At 66.8% G+C, this 19883-nt stretch carries 18 protein-coding genes and 1 pseudogene; 3 read left to right on the top strand and 16 right to left on the bottom strand.

Annotated features, from left to right (window positions below):
- Positions 1–20: 20 nt before the first annotated feature.
- From PSEK12I1_RS0104490 to PSEK12I1_RS0104475, 4 genes are read right to left on the bottom strand one after another with little or no spacing between them, the layout of a single operon-like run.
- On the bottom strand, positions 21–1547 hold the full coding sequence (locus PSEK12I1_RS0104490) for a DHA2 family efflux MFS transporter permease subunit (RefSeq protein WP_007162090.1): 1527 nt from the start codon (positions 1545–1547) through the stop codon (positions 21–23).
- Positions 1548–1601: 54 nt separating this feature from the next.
- Positions 1602–2813 carry an efflux RND transporter periplasmic adaptor subunit gene (locus PSEK12I1_RS0104485; protein WP_007162089.1) on the bottom strand — a complete coding sequence of 404 codons (1212 nt, stop codon included), beginning with the start codon at positions 2811–2813 and terminating at the stop codon, positions 1602–1604.
- Positions 2814–2829: 16 nt separating this feature from the next.
- Positions 2830–4284 carry an efflux transporter outer membrane subunit gene (locus tag PSEK12I1_RS0104480; protein WP_027600799.1) on the bottom strand — a complete coding sequence of 485 codons (1455 nt, stop codon included), beginning with the start codon at positions 4282–4284 and terminating at the stop codon, positions 2830–2832.
- Between the two features lie 3 nt (positions 4285–4287).
- Positions 4288–4758: a MarR family transcriptional regulator gene (locus PSEK12I1_RS0104475; protein ID WP_007162087.1), complete on the bottom strand. Its 471-nt coding sequence runs from the start codon at positions 4756–4758 to the stop codon at positions 4288–4290.
- Positions 4759–4940: 182 nt separating this feature from the next.
- On the opposite strand from PSEK12I1_RS0104475, the gene PSEK12I1_RS0104470 reads away from it, so the two are divergent.
- A complete protein-coding gene (locus PSEK12I1_RS0104470; RefSeq protein WP_027600798.1) occupies positions 4941–5879 on the top strand; it encodes an alpha/beta hydrolase in 939 nt (312 codons plus the stop codon).
- Between the two features lie 6 nt (positions 5880–5885).
- Here PSEK12I1_RS0104470 and PSEK12I1_RS0104465 read toward each other — a convergent pair whose 3' ends face one another.
- Complete coding sequence (locus PSEK12I1_RS0104465; protein WP_007162085.1) at positions 5886–6623, bottom strand: DUF2059 domain-containing protein; 738 nt, start codon at positions 6621–6623, stop codon at positions 5886–5888.
- 179 nt (positions 6624–6802) lie between these two features.
- Between PSEK12I1_RS0104465 and PSEK12I1_RS0104460 the strand changes: the two genes are divergently transcribed.
- Together PSEK12I1_RS0104460 and PSEK12I1_RS0104455 are read left to right on the top strand one after the other, a co-directional pair.
- On the top strand, positions 6803–7435 hold the full coding sequence (locus PSEK12I1_RS0104460) for a 2OG-Fe(II) oxygenase (RefSeq protein ID WP_027600797.1): 633 nt from the start codon (positions 6803–6805) through the stop codon (positions 7433–7435).
- A 30-nt stretch (positions 7436–7465) separates the two neighbouring features.
- Positions 7466–7960 carry a DUF523 domain-containing protein gene (locus PSEK12I1_RS0104455; protein ID WP_027600796.1) on the top strand — a complete coding sequence of 165 codons (495 nt, stop codon included), beginning with the start codon at positions 7466–7468 and terminating at the stop codon, positions 7958–7960.
- On the opposite strand, the gene PSEK12I1_RS0104450 is transcribed toward PSEK12I1_RS0104455, so the two are convergent.
- The 11 genes and pseudogenes from PSEK12I1_RS0104450 to osmE form a co-directional block, all read right to left on the bottom strand.
- A complete protein-coding gene (locus tag PSEK12I1_RS0104450) occupies positions 7957–8157 on the bottom strand; it encodes a hypothetical protein (protein ID WP_007162082.1) in 201 nt (66 codons plus the stop codon). The two genes, PSEK12I1_RS0104455 and PSEK12I1_RS0104450, sit on opposite strands and share 4 nt — an antisense overlap.
- A gap of 122 nt (positions 8158–8279) precedes the next feature.
- Positions 8280–9638 carry a nucleobase:cation symporter-2 family protein gene (locus tag PSEK12I1_RS0104445; protein WP_027600795.1) on the bottom strand — a complete coding sequence of 453 codons (1359 nt, stop codon included), beginning with the start codon at positions 9636–9638 and terminating at the stop codon, positions 8280–8282.
- A 113-nt stretch (positions 9639–9751) separates the two neighbouring features.
- Positions 9752–10465, bottom strand: a complete 714-nt coding sequence (locus PSEK12I1_RS25205) for a methyl-accepting chemotaxis protein (RefSeq protein WP_371099673.1) — start codon at positions 10463–10465, stop codon at positions 9752–9754.
- Positions 10466–10609: 144 nt separating this feature from the next.
- Positions 10610–11572: pseudogene (locus PSEK12I1_RS25200) on the bottom strand (cache domain-containing protein); the annotation flags it as partial.
- A 229-nt stretch (positions 11573–11801) separates the two neighbouring features.
- Positions 11802–12569 carry an ATP-binding cassette domain-containing protein gene (locus PSEK12I1_RS0104435; RefSeq protein WP_042137188.1) on the bottom strand — a complete coding sequence of 256 codons (768 nt, stop codon included), beginning with the start codon at positions 12567–12569 and terminating at the stop codon, positions 11802–11804.
- A complete protein-coding gene (locus PSEK12I1_RS0104430; protein WP_007162078.1) occupies positions 12569–13651 on the bottom strand; it encodes an ABC transporter permease in 1083 nt (360 codons plus the stop codon). The genes PSEK12I1_RS0104435 and PSEK12I1_RS0104430 overlap by 1 nt, the downstream gene beginning before the upstream one ends.
- A 106-nt stretch (positions 13652–13757) precedes the next feature.
- Positions 13758–14786 (bottom strand): sugar ABC transporter substrate-binding protein, encoded by a 1029-nt coding sequence (locus tag PSEK12I1_RS0104425; protein WP_007162077.1) that lies wholly within the window; start codon positions 14784–14786, stop codon positions 13758–13760.
- 63 nt (positions 14787–14849) lie between these two features.
- A complete protein-coding gene (locus PSEK12I1_RS0104420) occupies positions 14850–16043 on the bottom strand; it encodes a carbohydrate porin (RefSeq protein WP_037006708.1) in 1194 nt (397 codons plus the stop codon).
- 472 nt (positions 16044–16515) lie between these two features.
- Positions 16516–18351 (bottom strand): dihydroxy-acid dehydratase, encoded by a 1836-nt coding sequence (ilvD, locus tag PSEK12I1_RS0104415; RefSeq protein WP_027600792.1) that lies wholly within the window; start codon positions 18349–18351, stop codon positions 16516–16518.
- Between the two features lie 372 nt (positions 18352–18723).
- On the bottom strand, positions 18724–19245 hold the full coding sequence (locus PSEK12I1_RS0104410) for a hypothetical protein (RefSeq protein WP_007162074.1): 522 nt from the start codon (positions 19243–19245) through the stop codon (positions 18724–18726).
- A 192-nt stretch (positions 19246–19437) separates the two neighbouring features.
- Positions 19438–19776, bottom strand: coding sequence for an osmotically-inducible lipoprotein OsmE (osmE, locus tag PSEK12I1_RS0104405; protein ID WP_007162073.1), 339 nt, complete (start codon positions 19774–19776; stop codon positions 19438–19440).
- Positions 19777–19883 lie beyond the last annotated feature (107 nt).

Raw genomic sequence — 19883 nt, 5'->3', positions numbered from 1 at the left:
AGCAGATCGTGAACAGGTTCCTAGTGGTCGCCGCCTCCGGCGCCCGGCTTGGCCGCAAAGGGCGGCTTGGCCAGCCAGATGATCAGGAACAGCCCCATGAAGATCCAGCCGAGCAGGGTGAAGTAGTCCACCGTGGAGAGCATGTACGCCTGGCCTTCCACCACCTTGTCGAGCTGGGCATAGGCCTGCTGCGACGGCCCGCCAAGGGCGTCCAGGTAGTGCTGGGTGGCCGGGCTGTAGGCGGTCACGTCCTCGGTCAGCTGTGCATGGTGGTGGATGGCGCGCCGCTGCCACAGCCAGGTGGTCAGGGAGGAGGCGAAGCTGCCGCCCAGGACCCGCAGGAAGGTCGCCAGACCGCCGCCGTCCGCCAGTTCCGAGGGTTTGAGGCTGGACAGCAGGATGCTGGTGGTGGGCATGAAGAACAGCGCCACGCCCAGGCCCATGAAGGTCTGCACCTCGGCGATGTGGCGATAGTCCACTTCGTTGTTGAAGGTGGCTCTCATGAAGCAGGAGGCGCCGATCACCAGGAAGGAGCCACCGGCCAGCAGGCGCAGATCGGTCTTGTGCGCGAACTTGCCCACCAGCGGAGAAAGGATCACCGGCAGGATGCCGATGGGCGCCGCGGCGAGGCCCGCCCATACCGGGGTGTAGCCGAGTTGCGTCTGCAGCCACTGGGGCAGCAGCAGGTTGATGCCGAAGAAGCCCGAATAGCCCAGTACCAGCGCCAGGGTGCCGCAGCTGAAGTTGCGATAGCGGAACAGCCGCAGATTGACGATGGGGTGCTTGTCGGTCAGTTCCCAGATCACCAGGGCGGTCAGGGCCACGGCGGAAAAGGCGGCGCCCAGGCAGATCAGGTTGGATTCGAACCAGTCCAGGTCGTTGCCCTTGTCCAGCACCACCTGCAGCACGCCCACGCCCAGCACCAGAAGGATCAGCCCGACATAGTCGATGGGCTGGTGCACCAGCTTTTCCGGCTTCTTGCCCAGCTGGCTCCAGACCACCAGGGTGGCGAAGATGCCGATGGGGATGTTGATGAAGAAGATCCACGGCCAGCTGTAGTTGTCGGTGATCCAGCCGCCGGCGATGGGGCCGATGATGGGCGCCACCACCGTCACCATGGCCAACAGCGCCAGGGCCATGCCGCGCTTGGCCGCCGGAAAGATCGCCAGCAGCAGGGTCTGGGCCATGGGATAGAGCGGGCCGGCGACGAAGCCCTGCATGGCGCGGAAGATCACCAGCTCCGGCATGGAGGTGGCGATGCCGCAGAGAAAGGAGGTGATGACGAAGAGCACCACGGCGGCCATGAAGAGCTTGACCTCGCCGAAGCGCCGCGCCATCCAGCCGGTCAGCGGCAGGGCGATGGCGTTGCTCACGGCAAAGGCGGTGATGACCCAGGTGCCCTGTTCCGAACTCACCCCGAGGTTGCCGGAAATGGTGGTCAGGGCGACGTTGGCGATGGTGGTGTCGAGCACCTGCATGAAGGTGGCCAGGGACAGGCCCACCGTGGCGAGCACCAGGCTCGCCGGGCGAAAGGCGTTATCGCTCATGACGGATTACCAGAAGGGTGGACGGGGAGGCTCGCCAGGGAGCCTCCTTGGCTGTCAGCGCTTGGCGACGCCCGCGGCACGCGCCGCTGGACCGTTGTTGTGGACGATCTGCTGGATCAGCTGATCGGCCTCGGCCAGCTGATGGTCGTAGACGTCGGTGCTGTAGCGCGGCTGCTGCGGGGTGGTGGTGGGCAGGCGGGCGCCGTCCTGGTCGTGCAGGTCGACGTCGACCACGGTCGACAGGCCGATGCGCAGCGGGTGCTTGTCCAGGTTGTCGCCTTCCAGGCGGATCCGCACGGGCAGGCGCTGGACGATCTTGATCCAGTTGCCGGTGGCGTTCTGCGCCGGCAGCAGCGAGAAGGCGCTGCCGGTACCCACGCCCAGGCTTTCCACCACGCCGCGATAGCGGACGTCGTCGCCATAGAGGTCGGAATGGATTTCCACCGGTTGGCCGATACGCATCTCGGCGAGCTGGGTTTCCTTGAAGTTGGCGTCGATCCAGATCTGGTCCAGGGGCACCACGGCCATCAGCGCCGCGCCGGGCTGCACGCGGCTGCCGACCTGTACCGAACGCTTGGCGACATAGCCGCTGACCGGCGCCACCAGGGTGCTGCGGGCGTGGTTCAGGTAGGCCTGGCGCAGCTGGGCGGCGGCGGCCTTGACGTCCGGGTGCGAGGCGATCTCGGTGTCGTCCACCAGCGCCTGGTTGGTATCCAGCTGCTGCTGGGCGGAGGTCAGGGAGCTCTGCGCCGCCACCAGGGTGTCCCGGGCATGGGCCAGTTCTTCCTTGGAGATGGCGCCGCCCTTGGCCAGTTGCTGGCGGCGGGCGTAGTCGGCACGGGCACGCTCGACCTCGACGCGCCGCGCGGCCACCTGGGCCTTGTAGCTGTCGACGTTGCTGAACAGGCCGCGCACCTGGCGTACGGTCTTGGCCAGGTTGGCCTCGGCGCTCTGCTGGGCCACGGCGGTGTCGCTGGGATCGAACTCCACCAGCGGCTGGCCCTGGCGGACGAAGTCGCCATCGTCCACGGCGATGCGGGTCACGGTGCCGGTGACCTGGGGCGTGATCTGCACCAGGTTGCCGTTGACGTAGGCGTCGTCGGTGCTGGCATGGAAGCGGCCATAGAACAGGTGGTAGCAGTAGACGCCCACGCCGGCCAGGATCACCACCAGCAGCAGGAGCAGCAGGAAGAGTTTGCGTTTGCCGGAGCGCTGCGGCTTCTGCTCCTGGGCATTGTCGTTGGGGGTTGCGGCGGAATCGGCCATGGTCGGGCTCTCGGTATCAGTGTGTGGCCGCGGCGGCGGGTGCCGGCGGCAGGTTGGACGGTTGGAAGCCGCCACCCAGGGCCTGCATCAGCAGCACGCCGCTGTCGATGCGATCGGCCCGGAGGCTGGCCAGCTGGCGCTCGGCCTGCAGCAGTTGCTGCTCGACGGTCAGGGCGTCGAGGTAGTTGCCGATGCCGGCGCCATAGCGCTGCATGGCGATGTCGAAGGAGCTCTTGGCGATGTCGCGGGCCCGTTGCTGCTCGACGATCTGCTGGTCCAGCGAGCGCTGGCGGGTGATGGCGTCGGCGATGTCGCCCAGCGCCTGCACCAGGGTCTGGTTGTACTGGGCCACGGCCAGGTCGTAGTCGGCGTCCCGGCTGGCCAGATCGGCGCGGCGGCGACCGCCGTCGAAGATCGGCAGCGACAGCGCCGGACCGACGTTGAAGAAGCGCGCCGGTGCGCCGAACAGGGCATCGCCGAGGATGGCCTTGCTGCCGGCCGCCACCGTCAGGTTGAGATTGGGATAGAAGTTGGTCTTGCTCGCGGTGATGTCCTTGCTCGCGGCCTCCACGCGCCAGCGGGCGGCGATCAGGTCCGGACGGCGCCCGGCCAGCTCGGCGGGCAGCTGGGCCGGCAGATTCACCGCGGCGGGGGCGATCAGCTTGGGTCGTGGGATCTCGGCGCCCCGGTCGGGCCCCTTGCCCAGCAGCACGGCGAGACGGATCTGGGCGCTGCGCACCTGCTGCTCGGCGGCGGTATGGGAGGCTGCCGCGCTGGCTTCCAGACTCTGGGTCTGCTGCAGCTGGTAGTCGCTGTCGAGACCGGCGTCGACCCGGCGCTGGGCCAGGTCGAGCATGCCGCGGGTACGCTCCAGGTCCTGCTGGGCGACGTCCAGGCTGGTGTAGGCCAGACCGAGCTGGTTATAGGCACGGCTGACGTTGGCCGCCAGGGTCAGGCGTGCGGCCTGGCGATCCACCTCGCCGGCGCGGGCGCGACCGAGGGCGGCTTCCCAGGCGGCGCGCTGGCCACCCCAGAGGTCGAAGCTGTAGCTGCCGCTCACATCGAACTGGCGCAGGGTGCTGTAGCGGTCGCCCTGACCGAGAGGATCGTCCGGTCGCGCCAGGCGCGAGCGGGTCACGCCGCCATTGGCGTCGATCTGCGGATAGCGATCGGCGTCGGCGGCGAGCACAGCGGCATCGGCCTGGCGACTGCGCGCATCGGCTTCCTGCAGCGAGGGACTGTCGCGCAGCGCCTCGCGGATCAGGTTGTCGAGTTGCGGATCGCCCAGCCGGGTCCACCAGTCGGCGCTCGGCCACTGGGCGGGGGAGAGGCGGTCGCTGGCAAAGGTGGCTTCGCCCTTGAGCGTCGTCGGATCCACGGCGCGCCCCTGGGTGTGCAGCCCTTCGGACGACACGCAGCCGGCCAGCAGCAGGGCGGCGCAGAGGGCGGTCAATGGCAGGCGAAAGATCATGGGTCAGAGGTCTCCAGAGGTCTCCGGCAGCAGGCCGGAGGGGCTGAGCAGGCGGCGCAGCAGGCGTTCGAGGTCATCCAGTTCCTGGCGATCCAGGCAGTGGGTCAGGTCGTTGAGCGCGTCCACGCCGATCTGCATGAGTTCACTGCTCAGGGCCTGACCCTGTTCGGTCAGTTCCAGGCGTACCTGGCGGCGGTCGCTGAGGCTGCGTACGCGGCGCAGCAAGCCCTTCGCTTCCAGGCGATCGAGCATGCGGGTCATGGCGCCGCTGTCGAGGGACAGGCAGCGGCTGAGTTCGGCCGGGGTGTCGGTCTGGTCGCGGGCGAGCAGCAACAGCACCTTGAATTGGGCAGCGGTGATGTCGTAGGGCGCGAGGTGACTGTCCAGCACGCGATCCTTGTACTGGTTCGCGAGGTGGATCAAATGGCCTACGGAATTGCGCAGCGGAAAATTGCTACGGTCGAAATGTGACATTGCAGTATCTGCCCAGGCAATCAAGCGTATCCAGAATACTGCCTAGGCAGTGAAATATTCAGACACCTTTGCGCAGGGGAGAGTTGCGCATTTTGAAACAATTGGAAAAGTCTGCTGGCAGACGCTTGTCCCACGGCTGTCCGGACGCTGATCATGGTGGCTACTTCAGACTGAACCGACCCATGACCCCTCTCTTCGATCTAGACCGACTGCGCCAAGCCTTGGTGCCCCTGCGCCACGACCTGCCGCCGGATCTCGACCACCAGGGCTATCGCGCCCATTACCGCCTCGCGGACAGCCACGCGCGGCCGCAGCTGACCGTGGCCTTGGGCGCGCTGGCCGCCGGCGGCTACCAGCTCGCCGTGCAGGGTTGGTGGCCGCGCGAGCCGCGGGGCAGCCTGCTGCTGCTGCACGGCTACTACGATCACATGGGCCTCTATGGCCACGTGGTGGACTGGGCGCTGTCGCGGCAGCTGGCGGTGCTGGCCTGCGACCTGCCCGGGCATGGCCTGTCGAGCGGGGCCCGCGCCAGCATCAACGACTTCGCCGAATACCAGACCGCCCTGGCGGCCCTGATCGCCGAGGCGCGGCGCCTGGACCTGCCGCGGCCCTGGCACCTGCTCGGCCAGAGCACCGGCGGCGCCATCCTGCTGGACTATCTGCTGCGCGGTGAGCCCGCTCCCGAACTGGGCGAGACGATCCTGCTGGCGCCCCTGGTCAGGCCCCATGCCTGGCGCCAGGGGTTGTGGACCTATCGGCTGGTGAAGCCCTTCGTGCGCGCCCTGCCGCGGCGCTTCTCGGTGAATTCCGGGGATCCGGCCTTTCTCGAATTCCTGCAGCAGGACGGCCTGCAGCCACGCGAGCTACCCGCGCAATGGGTCGGCGCCCTGGCGCGCTGGATTCCGCAACTGGAGGGGGCACCGGCCAGCTCCCGCCGCCCGCTGGTGATCCAGGGCGAGCAGGATTTCACCGTCGACTGGCGGCACAACCTGGGGGTGCTGGAGGCCAAGTTCGCGCGGCCCGAGGTGCTGCGCCTGCCGGAAGCGCGGCACCATCTGGTCAACGAGACCGCAGCCCTGCGCCAGCGCTATTTCCGCTGGCTGGACGACCGTCTCGCCTGAGCCGTCCTACTGGCCGCCGCCGCCCAGACCGGCGCGCAGGGCCGCCACGGCGGCGCGGTAGTAGGCGCTGCCATTGGCCGAACTGGCGAAGTCGGCGAACTGGCCGAGTTCGCTGTCGTTCAGGGTGCGATAGACATAGAGCAGGGTGTTCTCCAGGTCGCCGGCATTCATCTGCTGGATGAATCTCTGACGCTGCTGCTCGATCATGCCGCCGGACTGCTGCTGACCCATCAGCCCCGGCAGCATCGAACTCAGGCTGTCGGCGGCGAGGCCTGCCAAGGCCACGCTAACCTCGGCCCCGGCTTCACGCACGGGCAGGGCGGTGGCCAGGCGCTTGGCCTGGGCGCGGCGGGCCGGGCTGGCCTGCATCTGCGGCACGCCGTTGGCGTTCTTGGCCAGCTGGTCGCTGCGGGTGGCGGCGATCTCCGCGGCGACCACCTTGCGGCCCACCGGCGACTGGAAGAACTGCAGGGCCGGGCCGTCGGCCGGCAAGCTCTGGCGCAGCGCGGCCAGGGCGCGCTGGTCAATGGCCGCGGCGGTGTAGCGCTTGTTGCTGTTGTCCACCAGGCTCTGATAGAGCGCCGGCGGCAGGCTGTTCTGGTAGCGCTGCTGGGCGGCCTGCAGGGCGTCGCGGAAGTGTCCGCGCTGCTCGGGCCAACCTGCGGCCTGATAGAGGCTGACCGTATCGTCGGCCAGGACGGGCAGGCTGATGGCGAAAAGCAGGGAAGCGAACAGAACGCGCATGGACACCTCGGGCAGCGGCACGGAGCCGGAAAGTCCGCCATTGTCGGCAACCCCAGGCTGGCTGTCGAGGCGCTCATCCCGGGCATTCGTCGCCTGGTCAAGGCAGGCGCGCAGCCGTGGCCGACTTCTCTTACACTCGGCATCCCGCCGGCCTGGCCCGGTCCGCTACGGTTTTCCCGATGGCTCTGCATCCCGAGCATCCCCTGCTGCAACGTATCGTCGACGATCTCGCCGAGCACGGCTGGTCGCGGCAGAGCATCTTCCTGCCCCTGGACCTCACCGCCGAACTGGCCGCCGAATGCCGCTTGCGCCATGCCCGCGGCGAGCTGGAGCGCGCCGGTATCGGCCGTGGCGAAAGCCCGCTGATCCGCGAAGGCGTCCGCGGCGATCATATCGCCTGGCTGGAGCCGGATGATGAGCATCCCGGCGTGCAGCGCTACCTGCAGCTCATGGACACCCTGCGCGAGGCCTTCAACCGCACCCTGTTCCTGGGGCTGGAAGACTACGAAAGCCACTTCGCCCTCTATCCGCCGGGTGCCTTCTATGCCCGCCACCTGGATCGCTTCCGCGACGACGACCGCCGCATGGTCTCCCTGGTGCTCTATCTCAACGACGCCTGGTTGCCGGAGCAGGGCGGCGAGCTGCGGCTCTATCTGGACGAGCAGCGCCACCAGGATGTCCTGCCGCTGGGCGGCAGCCTGGTGTGCTTCCTGTCCGGCCAATTGCCCCACGAGGTGCTGCCGGCCACCCGCGAGCGGCTGTCGCTGACCGGCTGGTTCCGCCGCCGTGGCGAGAATCCGCTGCAGTGCTAGGGGTAGACTGGCGACGGACGCGGAGGGCGTATGGAAAAGATACTGGTGAGTCGCTGCCTGCTGGGGCATCGGGTGCGCTATGACGGCGGCGCCCATGGCCCCTTCGATCTGCTGGGCGTCTGGCAGTCGGAAGGGCGCATCGTGCCCCTCTGTCCGGAGGTGGCCGGGGGCCTACCCACGCCACGTCCGCCCGCGGAGATTCCCGGTGGCCAGGGCGGCGCCGTGCTGGACGGCCGGGTAGCGGTGGTGACCGTGGGCGGCGAAGACGTGACCACTGCCTTTGTCGCCGGTGCCGAGGCCGCCCTCGAACTGATCGCGCGGCATGGCATCCGCCTGGCGGTGCTCAAGGCGCGCAGTCCGTCCTGCGGCAATCTGGAAAACTACGATGGCAGCTTCAGCGGCACCCGCGTGGCGGGCGAGGGGGTCACGGCGGCGGCGCTGAAACGCGCCGGCGTCGCCGTCTTCAACGAGACCGAACTGGTCGCGGCGCAGCGCCTGCTCGCGGCGCTGGAAGGCAACGCCTAGAGGGTCTCCGGCTGGCGGCCCAGCAGGCTCTGGAAATGCGCCTTCTGCACGAAGCAGCCCTTGGGAAAGCGCCAGCCGACCAGCTCGCCCGGCTGCTTTTCGAGATTCTGGGCAAAGACGGTGGCGCCCATGGCACGCGCCAGGACGGCATATTCGCGCAGCGGGACCTTAACGACAGGAACATCCGGGCTGATCATGGGCGCTCTGCTGGGTGGGTCGCCCACGCTCGAAACGACGATCGCGGCAAGCCCACAGGTGACTTGCCAGGCTTATCGGCACCCCGGCGCGGAACTTCAGCCCGCGGATGAAAAAGCCTGGTCTAGCCAGCGGCTTTTGGCGTCTCCGGCAGGAACCAGTTCATCAGCAGGGCGCACAGGCCGCCGGTGGCGACGCCGGATTCCAGCACCGCCCTCAGGCCGGCCGGCATATGGGCGAGAAATTCCGGCACCTGGGAGATGCCCAGGCCCAGGGCCAGGGACACGGCGATGATCAGCAGCGCGCGTCGATCCAGCTCGACGCCGGCGAGGATGTTGATCCCCGAGGCGGCGACCGCGCCGAACATCACCATGGCCGCGCCGCCGAGTACCGGCTCGGGCACCGCCTGGATCACCCCGGCCACCGCCGGGAACAGCCCCAGCAGGACCAGGATGGCGGCGATCCACAGGCCGACATGGCGACTGGCGATGCCGGTCAGCTGGATCACCCCGTTGTTCTGGGCGAACACCGAGCTGGGAAAGGTGTTGAACAGCCCGGCCAGCAGCGAGTTGGCGCCGTTGACCAGCACCCCGCCCTTGATCCGCTGCATCCACAGCGGGCCTTCCACGGGTTCGCGGGAGACCTTGCTGGTGGCGGTGATGTCGCCGATGGCCTCCAGCGAGGTGACCAGGTAGATCACCAGCAGTGGCACGAACAGCGACCAGGAAAAGCCCAGGCCGAAGTGCAGCGGCAGGGGGATCTGCACCCAGGTAGCCTCGTGCATGCCGGTGAAGTTCAGCCGGCCGAGCCAGGCCGCCAGGGCATAGCCCAGCAGCAGGGCGACGACGATGGCGCTGCTCCGCAGGGCGCGCAGCGGAATGCGATTGAGCACCACGATGGTGGCCAGTACGGTGCCCGACAGCAGCAGGTTCTCGCCATTGGCGAAGGTGCCGTTGCCCAGGGCCGCGAAGCCGCCGCCCATGCTGATCAGACCGACCTTGATCAGCGTCAGGCCGATCATCAGCACCACGATGCCGGTCACCAGCGGAGTGATGAGGCGCTTGACGAAGGGCAGCACCCGCGACACACCCATCTCGACGAAGGAGCCGGCCATCACCACGCCGAAGATGGCCGCCATTACGGCTTCCACCGGGGTGCCGTTCTTGACCATCAGGGCGCCACCGGCGATCAGCGGACCGACGAAGTTGAAGCTGGTGCCCTGGACGATCAGCAGCCCGGCGCCGAAGGGCCCGAAGCGACGACACTGGACGAAGGTGGCGATGCCCGAGATCACCAGCGACATGGAGACGATCAGGTTGGTGTCGCGCGGCGAGACGCCCAGGGCCTGACAGATCAGCAGACCGGGGGTGACGATGGGCACGATGATCGCCAGCAGGTGCTGGATGGCGGCCAGGAGGGCGATCAGCGGGCGCGGTCGGTCCTGGGGACCATAGAGCAGTTCGGAGCGGGAGGGTTGGGACATGGGCGGAGTCGTCGCGGAAAAAGCGCCGATCTTACCGGATGCCCGCCCCGCGGCGCAGGGTCTTCGACCGGGACACAGCCGGCGGCCTGGCGGCCGGCTGTGTCCCTTATGGTTTAGAGGATGAAGCGGGCCACGTCGCGATTGAGGTCGGCGGCGTGATGCTGCAGCGAGCGCGACTGGCGCTCCGAGTCCTCGGCGCCGCTGGCCAGGGTGTCGCCGAGGCCCTTGATGGTGATGACATTGCGGGTGATCTCCTCGGTGACCGAGGTCTGCTCCTCGGCCGCGGTGGCGATCTGCAGGGACATCTCGGAGATAACGCCGGCACTCTGGGCGATCTCTTCCAGGGCGCTGGAGGCGCGTTCCACGTCGGCGACGCTGCGCTCGGCGATGGCCATGCTGCTGTCCATGCGCTGCACCGCCTGGCGGGTCATCTGCTGCAGGGTGCCGATGGTCTCGTTGATCTCCCGGGTCGAGGCCTGGGTCCGTTGCGACAGTGTCCGCACCTCGTCGGCGACCACCGCGAAGCCCCGGCCATGCTCGCCGGCGCGGGCCGCCTCGATGGCCGCGTTGAGCGCCAGCAGGTTGGTCTGCTCGGCGATGCTCTGGATGCTGTCCAGCACCTTGGCGATGGCCTGGGAGTGGTGGTCCAGCTCGCCGATCACCCGGGTGGCGTCATCCACTTCCCGCGCCAGGCTGTTGATGGATTCCTTGCTGGTCTGCACCAGGGTCAGCCCCTGGGCGGTGCTGTCGGAAGACTGGCGGATGGCCTCGGCGGTCTGCTCGGCATTGCGGGCGATCTCCTGGGTGGCGGAAGACATCTCCGTCACGGCCGTGGCCACCAGGGTGATCTCCTGCTGCAGGCGCCCCAGTTCCCGGGTGGCCGCGGCGCTGCGCTGCAGGACCTTCTGCGATTCGGCGTCCACGCTCTGGGCATGCTGGCGCACGCCGCCGATCAGGCCGTGCAGACTGGCCACGAACTGGTTGAAATGGCCGGCCAATCCGCCGACCTCATCGGTGCTCTGCACGGCGATACGGCGGGTCAGATCGCCCTGGCCGTCGGCGATCACCTGCAGACCGGTCGAGACCACGCCCAGCGGCCGGAGCAGATAGCTGCACAGCAGGTTGATGAGCAGCAGCGAGCCCCCCAGCACCACGGCCAGGATGGCGAGGCTGATCCACAGCTGGCGTTGCAGCGGCGCCATGAGCACGCCACTGTCGACGATCATCACCAGGGTTTCGCCATGGTGATTCATGGGCGCGGCATAGAGCCGCTGGCCGGCCGGGGTTTCCACATAGCGCTCGCCGGGTGCCTGGGCCAGGCGCTGGAGGGTGTCCGCGTCGAGCTGGGGAAAGAGCTCGGTGATCGGCTTGGCCAGCAGGGCGGCGTCTTCGTGGCCCAGGACGATGTTCTGGCCGTTGACCAGCACGGCACTGCCGGCGCCCGGCAGTTGCACGCGCTTGAGCTGGTCGAGGATGTCGCTGATGCTGACGTCCGCGCCAAGGATCGCGGTGGTCTTGCCCGCCGACTGCAGGGCCCAGCCCAGCGACAGCACGTTCTGCTTGGTCGCCGCCGCCACGGTGGGAATGGAAAAGAACACCTTGCCGGGATTCTGCTGCGCCTGCTGGTACCAGAGCCACTGGCGCGGATCGTTGTTGTCCGGCGGCAACTGGACACCATTGGCATTGACCTGGCTGCCATCGCCGCGGGCATAGAAGACGTTGTCGAAGGCGCCGGAGTTCTTGACCTGATTGAGGTTGGCCGGGAGCTGGGCGTCCGGGGTGTCGGCAGCCAGGGCGCCCAGCGCCGCGGCCTTGCCGTCCAGCCACTGGCGAACCCCGCCGTTGAAGACGAAGCTGACGGTCTTCAGCTGCTCGACCGTAGAGGCTTCCAGCGCCGTGCGGGTATTGAAGAAGTTGATGGCGGTGAGACCCACCCCCACGACCAGGACGGCCGCGGTGGCAGACAACGAGAGTTTCTGTTTCAACGACAAGGCAGGCACGGCGGGATGACTCCAACAATTAATTGTCCGACTTTATCGGTGCCTGCCGGAGATAACTTGAGCGGCCAGTCAGGTTTTTCCTGTGGAGCCGGATCAGCGGAGCTCGGGCCGGCCGCGGGTCTCCCAGTCGGCCGTGGCCGGGGAGACCCGGGGTCAGGCCTGCCTAGGCGGCGACCGTCTGAGCGCCGGTCATCAGCGCCACGGCGTCGGCCATGGAGTGCTGGCGCGGATCGATCACCGTCAGGCGGCGACCCAGGCGATGGATGTGGATGCGATCGGCGATCTCGAACACATGAGGCATGTTGTGGGAGATCAGCACGATGGCGATGCCGCGGGCGCGCACGTCGAGGATCAGCTCCAGCACCTTGCGCGATTCCTTCACCCCCAGCGCCGCCGTGGGTTCGTCGAGGATGATCACCTTGGAACCGAAGGCCGCCGCCCGCGCCACGGCCACGCCCTGGCGCTGACCACCGGACAGGGTCTCCACCGCCTGGTTGATGTTCTGGATGGTCATCAATCCCAGTTCGGACAGCTTTTCCCGGGCGATGCGCTCCATTTCCTTGCGGTCCAGGGTGCGGCAGAGGGTGCCCAGCAGCCCCGGCTTGCGCAATTCGCGACCCAGGAAGAGGTTGTCGGCGATGGACAGCGCCGGCGACAGCGCCAGGTTCTGGTAGACCGTCTCGATGCCGGCCCGCCGCGCCGCGATGGGCGAGGCGAACTGCACCGGCTGGCCCTCGAAGCGGATCTCGCCTTCATCGGGCCGCAGGGCACCGGAGATGGCCTTGATCAGCGAGGACTTGCCGGCGCCGTTGTCGCCGATCACGGCGAGGATCTCGCCGGGCAGCAGGTCGAAGTCGGCGTGGTCGAGGGCGGTGACGCGGCCATAGCGCTTCACCAGGCCACGGGCCATGAGCAGGGGTTCGGTAGTCATCAGCTGGCCGCCTTTCTGATCCATTGGTCGATAGCCACGGCCGCGATGATGAGCGTGCCGATCAGCAGATAGGTCCACTGTACGTCGGTGCCCAGCAGCCGCAGGCCGAGGGCGAAGACGCCGACGATCAGGGCGCCGAACAGCATGCCGAGGATGGAGCCGCGGCCGCCGAACAGCGAGATGCCGCCGATCACCACGGCGGTGATGGACTCGATGTTGGCGAACTGCCCGGCGGTGGGCGAGACCGAGCCGATGCGGCCGATCAGCACCCAGCCGGCGAAGGCGCAGATGAGTCCGGACAGCCCGTACACGGTGATCAGCATGCGGCGGACGTTGACCCCGGCCAGCGCCGCGGCCTCGGGATCGTCGCCCACCGCATAGAGATGGCGCCCCCAGGCGGTGTGGTTGAGCACGTACCAGAGCAGGGCGACCAGCACCACCAGGGCGATCACGCCATAGGTGAAGACCGCGCCGCCCAGGCGGAAATTGTCGCCGAACACCTGCAGCAGCGGCGCGGTCGCGCCGATTTCCTGGGCGCGGATGGTCTCGTTGCGCGAATAGAGGAAGTTGGCCGCGAGCACGATCTGCCACATGCCCAGGGTGACGATGAAGGGTGGCAGCTTGATGCGGGCGATCAGCCAGCCGTTGGCCATGCCGCACAGGGTGCCCACCGCCAGGCCGCAGAGGATCGACAGCTCCACCGGCAGGCCGTAGCGGAAGGTGAACTGGCCCATGACCACCGAGGACAGCACCATGATGGCGCCCACCGAGAGATCGATGCCGGCGGTGACCACCACCAGGGTCTGGGCCGCGCCGACGATGCCGGTGATGGCGACCTGCTGCAGGATCAGGGTGAGGGCGAAGGCGGAAAAGAACTTGCCGCCCAGGAGGGCGCCAAAGATGCCCAGCGACAGCAGCAGCACCAGCAGCGAGACCGCCGAGGGGCGTGAATGCAGGAAGTGACGGAATTTGACCAGCGGGCTGCGCTCGTCACGGGCGAAGGAGGCGACCTCCGTGGCGCTGTGCTTGAGCACCTGTTCGAAGGGCTGGCCGGACGGAGAGGGTGAGGTCGGATCGCTCATGGCAATCTCCTGAAAGCGGGAAAGCGGCCGAGAGTCGATCGCCCGCACCCGGACCCGGAGGGCTCAGGCGGGGCGATCGGTCTCCTCTAGCGTAGACGAGGGGCCATCAGCCCCAGCATTTCTGCAGGGCGGTCTTGCTGTCGATGGACTGGATGCCGGGGACCGGCTTGTCCGTCACCAGCTTCACGCCGGTGTCGACGAAGCTCTTGCCCTCTGTCGGGGTCGGCTTCTTGCCGGTGTCGGCAAAGGTCTTGATCGCCTCGATGCCCAGGGCCGCCATCTGCAGCGGGTACTGCTGGGAGGTGGCGCCGATGACGCCGTCGGCGACGTTGTGCACGCCCGGGCAACCGCCGTCGATGGACACGATCAGCACGTCCTTCTCGCGACCCACGGCCTTGAGCGCCTCGTAGGCGCCGGCGGCGGCCGGCTCATTGATGGTGTGCACCACGTTGATGGTCGGATCCTTCTGCAGCAGATTCTCCATCGCGGCGCGGCCGCCTTCTTCGTTGCCGTTGGTCACGTCGTGGCCGACGATGCGCGGATCGGTCTCGTCGCCGATGCGGCTCTGATCCTTGGGGTCGATGCCGAAGCCGAGCATGAAGCCCTGGTCGCGCAGGACGTCCACCGAGGGCTGGGAGGCGTTCAGGTCGAGAAAGGCCACCCGCGCGTCCTTGGCCTTGTCACCCAGGGTTTCCCGCGCCCATTGGCCGATCAGCTTGCCGGCCAGCAGGTTGTCGGTGGCGAAGGTCATGTCGGCGGCGCTCACCGGATCCAGCGGAGTATCCAGGGCGATCACCAGCAGGCCGGCTTCGCGGGCCTTCTGCAGATTGGGCACGATGCCCTTGGTGTCGGAGGCGGTGATGAGGATGCCCTTGGCGCCATCGGCGATGCAGGTCTCGATGGCGGCCACCTGGCTTTCGCTGTCGCCGTCGATCTTGCCGGCGTAGGCCTTGAGCGTCACCCCCAGCTCCTTGGCCTTGGCGGTGGCACCTTCCTTCATCTTCACGAAGAAGGGATTGGTATCGGTCTTGGTGATGAGGCAGGCGGACACGGGGGCTGCCTGGGCGGTGCCACTGGCCAGGGCGGCGGCCAACAGGCAACCGGCGAAGGACGCGAGGGAGACGGTTCTTTTCATTGTTGTGCGCTCGGGTTCAGAGACGGGAAGGCGACCGACAGCGCGTCGGTCGCCGTGGAGCTGTTACCACCACTGCTCGATCTGGAAGCCGACGTTGGAGCCGTGCAGATCGTTGCCGAAGGTACCGGTGCTCGACAGCGCGGAGCCGGCGTCGAATTCATCGGCCGCCTGCTGGGCTGCCCGGTTCCAGGCGGCATAGGTGTAAAACAGGCGGAATTCGGGACGCGACTTGAATTCCGGACCCTTGGGCGACCAGGTGGGTGCCAGGGTCAGCTTGGTCAGCTTGCGGGTGCCGCCGGGAGCCTGCACCTGGTCATGACCCAGTTCGGTGGAGAACTTGAACTGGTCGGTGATGCCGTAGACCAGACGGCCACCCAGCGAGGTCCAGCGCAGGTCGTTGCCATTGGGACGCTCGTCCTTCTGGTAGACCGCGGCGATCTGGCCACCCCAGTAGCGACTGATCTGCCAGTCGAAATAGTCGACGACGCGATAGGAGACGTCGGCGCTGCTCAGGGTGGGATCGCCGGTGCTGCCCAGGGCGGTGCCCGGACCCTGGCCGCGCTGCACGGCAAAGGTGTTCACGCCACCCCAGCCCATGAAGTTGGCCTGCTTGTGCTGCAGCGTCACCGCGACACCACTGTTGGCATTGGGCTGGTTGCTGGGCTTGTCCAGGTAGCTGACGCCGATTTCCAGCGAGCCATTGGGGTTGGTGTTGAAGCCGGCGACGTTGAAGTCGATGCGGTTCTGGAAGTCCTTCTGGTTCTGGTTGTCCTTGCGCGAGAAGGCCAGGCTGTACTTGAGGCCGCCGATGTTGACGTCCTCGATACCACCGCCGGTGGCGCTCTGGTTCCAGTAAAAGAAGTCGGAGATGTGGATATCGTTACGCTTGTAGTAACGGCGACCGGCCCAGAGGTTGCCGCCGTTCAGCGCGGCGATGTTGTTCCAGTAGGCATAGGCCTGGACCGCGCGGATCTCGCCGTTGTCGCCATTGAAGGTCGGGGTGCGATCGTACCTGTTGAAGAAGCTGCCCATGCCATAGACGCCGATTGCCGAGCCGTCGTCCAGATTGAAGACATTCTGCTTCAGCGCCAGCTCGCCGTACTGCTCGCACTCGTTGCCCAGACGGTACTTGGACTGGGCACCCTGCAGCTTGAAGCAGCGCATGGAGTCGGAACCGGAGGAATCACCGAGGCCGGTACGGAAGTAACCGGTGGTTTCCAGGGCGTTAGCCGCAGGAATCAGCAGAAGAGTGCTCATCAAGGACGCGACCGAAACCCTGGCCAAGGGCATAGCCTTTTTCTTATTCATTTATGTTCCCTATTTATTGTTGTTGTGTAACTCAGTGCCTGGCCTGCACCTGACCCGCCGTGCTCCCGCGGAAGATCGACATAGGTGTGACCATTGGAACCCAACCTGACTACAAACTTATCGCTGAATCAATTCAGCGGCAGACGGAGGGTAGCCTTTGATCACTCAACGGCCTAGCGGCTCGATTACAGCGATGTGTGAGCTGAATCACAAGCTGTGCTTCTACAAAAATAGCAAGCCAAGCAACTGTGGAACCCCTCTGGAATGGGGTCATGGCGAGGACTGCTCCTGCTGAAGAAGCCATAGGCGAAGCGCAGAGAAAGGAGCGCAAGCGGAAGGGCGGAATAGAGCGGGAGAGCAGGAGGGAAGGTGGGGCGGAGCGTCCGGGCGACGACGGATGCCGTCGCCCGGAGGGCGCGAATCAGCCCAGCAGGGCCTTGTCGCGCACGCCACCCTTGTCGGCGCTGGTGGCCAGCAGGGCGTAGGCCTTGAGTGCGGTGGTCACGCGGCGGGCACGGGGTTGTGCCGGCTTCCAGCCTAGCTTGTCCTGCTCGATGCGGCGGTGGGACAGCTCTTCGTCGCTCACCAGCAGGTTGATGCTGCGCTGGGGGATGTCGATGAGCACCTTGTCGCCGTCGCGCACCAGGCCGATGGCGCCACCCGCTGCCGCTTCCGGCGAGGCATGGCCGATCGACAGGCCCGAGGTGCCGCCGGAGAAGCGGCCGTCGGTGAGCAGGGCGCACTGCTTGCCCAGGCCCTTGGACTTCAGGTAGCTGGTGGGGTAGAGCATCTCCTGCATGCCCGGGCCGCCCTTGGGCCCTTCGTAGCGGATGATGACGATGTCGCCGGCCTTGACCTCGTCGGCGAGGATGCCACGCACGGCGGCGTCCTGGCTCTCGAACACCTTGGCATTGCCTTCGAACACATGGATGGATTCATCCACGCCGGCGGTCTTCACCACGCAGCCGTCCAGGGCGATGTTGCCGTAGAGCACCGCCAGGCCGCCTTCCTGGGAATAGGCATGGGCGACCGAGCGGATGCAGCCCTCGGCGCGATCGTCGTCCAGGCTGTCATAGCGGGTCGCCTGGCTGAAGGCTTCCTGGGTCGGGATGCCGGCCGGACCGGCGCGGAAGAAGGTCTTCACCGCCTCGTCCTGGGTCAGGGTAATGTCCCAGTGCTCGATGGCTTCGCCCAGGGTCCGGCTGTGCACGGTGGGCAGGTCGGTATGCAGCAGACCGCCACGGGCCAGTTCGCCCAGGATGCTGAAGATGCCCCCGGCGCGGTGCACGTCTTCCATGTGGTACTTCTGGATGTTCGGCGCCACCTTGCACAGCTGCGGCACCTTGCGCGACAGGGCATCGATGTTGCGCAGGTCGAAGTCCACCTCGGCTTCCTGGGCCGCGGCCAGCAGGTGCAGGATGGTGTTAGTCGAGCCCCCCATGGCGATGTCCAGGGTCATGGCGTTCTCGAAGGCCGCATAGGAGGCGATGTTGCGCGGCAGCGCCGACTCATCGTTCTCCTGGTAGTAGCGGCGGCACAGCTCGACGATGGTGCGGCCGGCCTGCAGGAACAGCTCCTTGCGGTCGGCGTGGGTGGCCAGGGTCGAGCCGTTGCCGGGCAGGGCCAGGCCGAGGGCCTCGACCAGGCAGTTCATGGAGTTGGCGGTGAACATGCCCGAGCAACTGCCACAGGTGGGGCAGGCGCTGCGTTCGTATTCGGCGACCTTCTCGTCGCTGGCCGAACTGTCGGCGGCGATGACCATGGCGTCCACCAGGTCCAGGCCGTGACTGGCCAGCTTGGTCTTGCCGGCTTCCATGGGACCGCCGGAAACGAAGACCACCGGGATGTTCAGGCGCAGGGCGGCCATCAGCATGCCGGGGGTGATCTTGTCGCAGTTGGAGATGCACACCAGGGCATCGGCGCAGTGAGCATTGACCATGTATTCCACGGCGTCGGCGATGATCTCGCGACTGGGCAGCGAATAGAGCATGCCGTCGTGGCCCATGGCGATGCCATCGTCCACGGCGATGGTGTTGAATTCCTTGGCCACGCCGCCGGCCTTCTCGATCTCGCGGGCGACCAGCTGGCCGAGATCCTTGAGGTGGACGTGGCCCGGCACGAACTGGGTAAAGGAGTTGGCGATGGCGATGATGGGCTTCTTGAAGTCTTCGTCCTTCATCCCGGTGGCGCGCCAGAGCGCCCGGGCGCCAGCCATGTTGCGGCCCTGGGTGGAGGTTTTCGAGCGATAGTCAGGCATGAAGCGTCTCTCCGAGGCGGCTTTCTAGATCACGGTTCTGGTCATCGTGAGCGCAGACGAGGCACGGTGCAAACGCGGAGTGACGGTTGCCGGGCCGGAGGGCGGCAACGCCATGCGGGATCTCCACAGGGGGTGCCAGGGCTCACGAACCCGCCGGAGGATGCTGGCGGAGGGGAGTCTGGATCATACACCCGGGCGCCAGCACTGCACAGCAGGCCGGCGTCTAAGGGGAAGGACTTGACTGAAAGTCGCCGAGCGAAGGTCCTGCAAGGCAAAAATCTGTGAGGAAGCGGAGTTTACAAATGGTAAATGAGCATTCCGAACAGATTTTTAACGCCGCATGACCGAGCGCAGGCACTTTTCAGGCAAGGCCTAGGGCGCTTCCTGTTCGCCGTCGGGGGCGTCTTCCAGGTATTCGTCCATGGGCTCCTGGCCGGCCAGGGTCTTGAGACTCAGGTCCACGGCTTCGGGCAGGGTGATGTCGACGCGCTGCTGGTCGCTGCCTTCCAGCGAGGATTCGTAGCTCAGCGCATGGCGCAGGTGACCGTTCTCGAGGATGGCGCCGACGCTGGCGAGCTGGGCGGCGGCTGGCGCCAGGCGTTCGAGGGCGGCCTTGGGCCAGGTGGCCTCGACGGTCGCGTTGCAGGTATAGAAGCCCGCTTCGCCGCTGTCCGAGGGTTCTTCCTGGGTCTTGATGTCGACCAGCGAGACCTGGCCGGCTTCCAGCGCGGGCTGGCCGGCGGCGATGTCGTCCGCATAGATCTCGTTGATGGTCTGGGCGTATTGCTGACGGACCAGCTCGGCGGTCTTGGCCGCATCGCAACTGTAGTCATAGCCACCGCAGCCAGTCAGGGAAAGCACCGCAGCTGTGAGTATGAGGTGACGTCTGGACATGCCTGAATTCCTTGGAACGATGGGTAGAGCCTGGCGGCGCTGGCCGCGCCTGCGTCGATCCACAGTGCAGGAGGTTGGCGCAGCGGTCGGGGATGGCGAGGGCCCATGGTGCTGCCGCTCGCCCATCCTGTCCATCAGACGCCGCCAGCGTCCTTCAGGACACCCGGCCTGGCTGGCCGGTCAGTGCCCGGCTCAGGCGCGGTCGGCGCTTTCGCAGGTTTCGAAGTCCTTGCTGTCGACGCGGTTCATGCTATCGAAGCCGATCGAATAGACCTGCTCCTTGCCGTCCTTGTTGAGCACATAGTTGTTGCAGGTGCCGGGGCGGTACTTGCGGGTATAGGTGCTCGACGGGGTACCGCCGATGCGCAGCACGTCAGCCTTGCTCATGCCCTTGTCCACCTGCTTCACCAGGGGTTGCTCGCGAAATTCGACGCGGCCCACGGTGTAGTCGGCGGTGTTCTTTACCGAGGCGCAGCCCGCCAGCACGGTGCCAGCCAGCAGGGCGGTCGCGACTGCAATCTTCTTGTTCATGGTGTGATCCCTTCAAAGGCGGAAGTGCCTGACACTTCGACGATGGCGGCGCCGATAAATTCGCTCTCCGTCGCACTTCTCGCCGTTTGCCGCTTTGACGGATCACC

Source organism: Pseudomonas sp. MOIL14HWK12:I1 (assembly GCF_000510705.1).
Taxonomy (GTDB): domain Bacteria; phylum Pseudomonadota; class Gammaproteobacteria; order Pseudomonadales; family Pseudomonadaceae; genus Chryseomonas; species Chryseomonas oryzihabitans.
Note: the sequence above shows the minus strand (reverse complement) of the source record. Positions and strands in the feature narration are given on the sequence as shown.